Raw genomic sequence first — 1,840 nt, forward strand, 5'->3', positions numbered from 1 at the left:
TCCTGCCGGCCGGAGCGCGGCTGCGGCTCGATCTTCTTCTTCACCACGCGCTCGGCGATCTCTTCCAGCGTGCGCTTGCCGGACAGCATCGCCTTGCCTTCGGCCGTGCTCCACCCGGCATAACGCTCGGCAAGCGGACCGGAGAGCGCCTTGTCCTCGATCATCCTGGCCGCCGCCTTGAGGCCGCGCGCGCAGGCGTCCATGCCGCCGATATGGCCGATCAGCAGGTCCTCGGGATCGAGCGACTGTCGCCTGAGCTTGGCGTCGAAATTGGTGCCGCCGGTCTTGAAGCCGCCGCCTTGCAGCACCTGGTAATAGGCCAAAGCCATTTCCGGCACGTTGTTGGGGAACTGGTCGGTGTCCCAGCCCGACTGGTAGTCGTTGCGGTTCATGTCGATCGACCCGAAGATGCCGAGCGCATTCGCAAGCGCCAGCTCGTGCTCGAACAGGTGGCCGGCAAGGATCGCGTGACCCTGCTCGATATTGACTTTCACTTCCTTCTCCAGCCCGAAGCGCTTGAGGAAGCCGTAGACGGTCGCGACGTCATAGTCGTACTGGTGCTTTGTCGGCTCCTGCGGCTTCGGCTCGATCAGGATCGTGCCCTTGAAGCCGATCTTGTGCTTGTAGTCGACGACGAGGTTGAGGAATCGGCCGGCCTGCTCCTGCTCGCGGGCAAGGTCGGTGTTGAGCAGCGTCTCATAGCCCTCACGCCCGCCCCACAGCACGTAGTTCTCGCCCTTCAGTCGCTTGGTGACGTCGATGCAGCTCTTCACCGTCGCTGCGGCGTAGGCGAACACGTCCGGATCGGGGTTGGTGGCGGCGCCCGCCATGAAGCGGCGATGCGAGAACAGGTTCGCCGTGCCCCAGAGCAGCTTGACGCCGGTCTCTCTCATCTTGCCGGCAAAATAGTCGGCGATCTCATCGAGCCTTGCTGCGCTTTCGGCAAAATCCTTGCCTTCCGGGCGCACATCGGCGTCATGGAAGCAGAAATAGGGCGTGCCGAGCAGCGAGAACATCTCGAAGGCGACATCGGCCTTCAGCTTGGCCAGTTCCATCGTGTCGACGCCGCCCGGCTTGGCGAACCAGGGGCGGTCGAAGGTCTGGCCGCCGAACGGGTCGCCTCCCTGCCAGGCAAAGGAATGCCAGTAGGCTACCGCAAAGCGCAGATGGTCTTCGAGCCGCTTGCCGGCGACGACCTCGTCCGGGTTGTAGTGCCGGTAGGCCAGCGGATTGGTCGAATCCGGCCCCTCATACTTGATCTTCTTGATGTCGCCGAAAAATCCGCTGCTCATGATTCTCTTCCTCTCCGAGTGCTTGGGCCTGATTACCTCAGGCGTAATTGGTTTCGCTCTTTGGCCAGGCGAAAAGGGTCACGTCCAAACGATCCAACCAAGGAGCAAGACGATGACCGACCTCAACACGATCGCCCGCAACTACATCACCGCCTGGAACGAGAGCGATGCGACCCGCCGCGCGGCTCTGCTCGATGCAGCCTTCACCAGCGATGTCAGCTATCGCGACCCTGTTATGCAGGGCGACGGCCATGAAGGCATCGCCGCGCTGATCGACGGCGTTCAGCAGCGCTTCGCCGGCTTCCGCTTCTCGCTGAAAGGCCAGCCGGACGGTTTCGCCGACCGTATCCGCTTCTCGTGGAACCTCGGACCCGAAGGCAGCGAATCCGTCATCGAAGGCACCGACATCGGCATCATCGAGAACGGTCGCCTGAAGAGCGTCACCGGGTTTCTCGACAAGGTGCCGGCCCAGTGAGGTCTCGAGGTTAAGGTAGGCGCCAGGCACCCCCCTCTGCCCTGCCGGGCATCTCCCCCTCAAGGGGGGAGAT

Annotated in this window: 2 protein-coding genes; one reads left to right on the forward strand and one right to left on the reverse strand. The window is 63.0% G+C overall.

Going from position 1 to position 1,840, the window contains the following annotated elements:
- The coding region (gene xylA, locus Q0L57_RS14010) for a xylose isomerase (protein WP_296743544.1) at positions 1–1,292 on the reverse strand (1,292 nt) is incomplete at its 3' end.
- Positions 1,293–1,404: 112 nt separating this feature from the next.
- Here xylA and Q0L57_RS14015 point away from each other — a divergent pair.
- Entirely contained in the window at positions 1,405–1,767 is a 363-nt protein-coding gene (locus Q0L57_RS14015) for a nuclear transport factor 2 family protein (RefSeq protein ID WP_296743546.1), read from the forward strand.
- Positions 1,768–1,840: the final 73 nt, after the last annotated feature.

This window comes from Mesorhizobium sp., from assembly GCF_024509055.1.
In the GTDB taxonomy this organism is placed as follows: domain Bacteria; phylum Pseudomonadota; class Alphaproteobacteria; order Rhizobiales; family Rhizobiaceae; genus Mesorhizobium.

What these genes read in the sequence shown, in the direction of transcription:
- Q0L57_RS14015 (WP_296743546.1), top strand. Translation starts at nt 1,405, where the DNA reads ATGACCGACCTCAACACGATCGCCCGCAACTACATCACCGCCTGGAAC.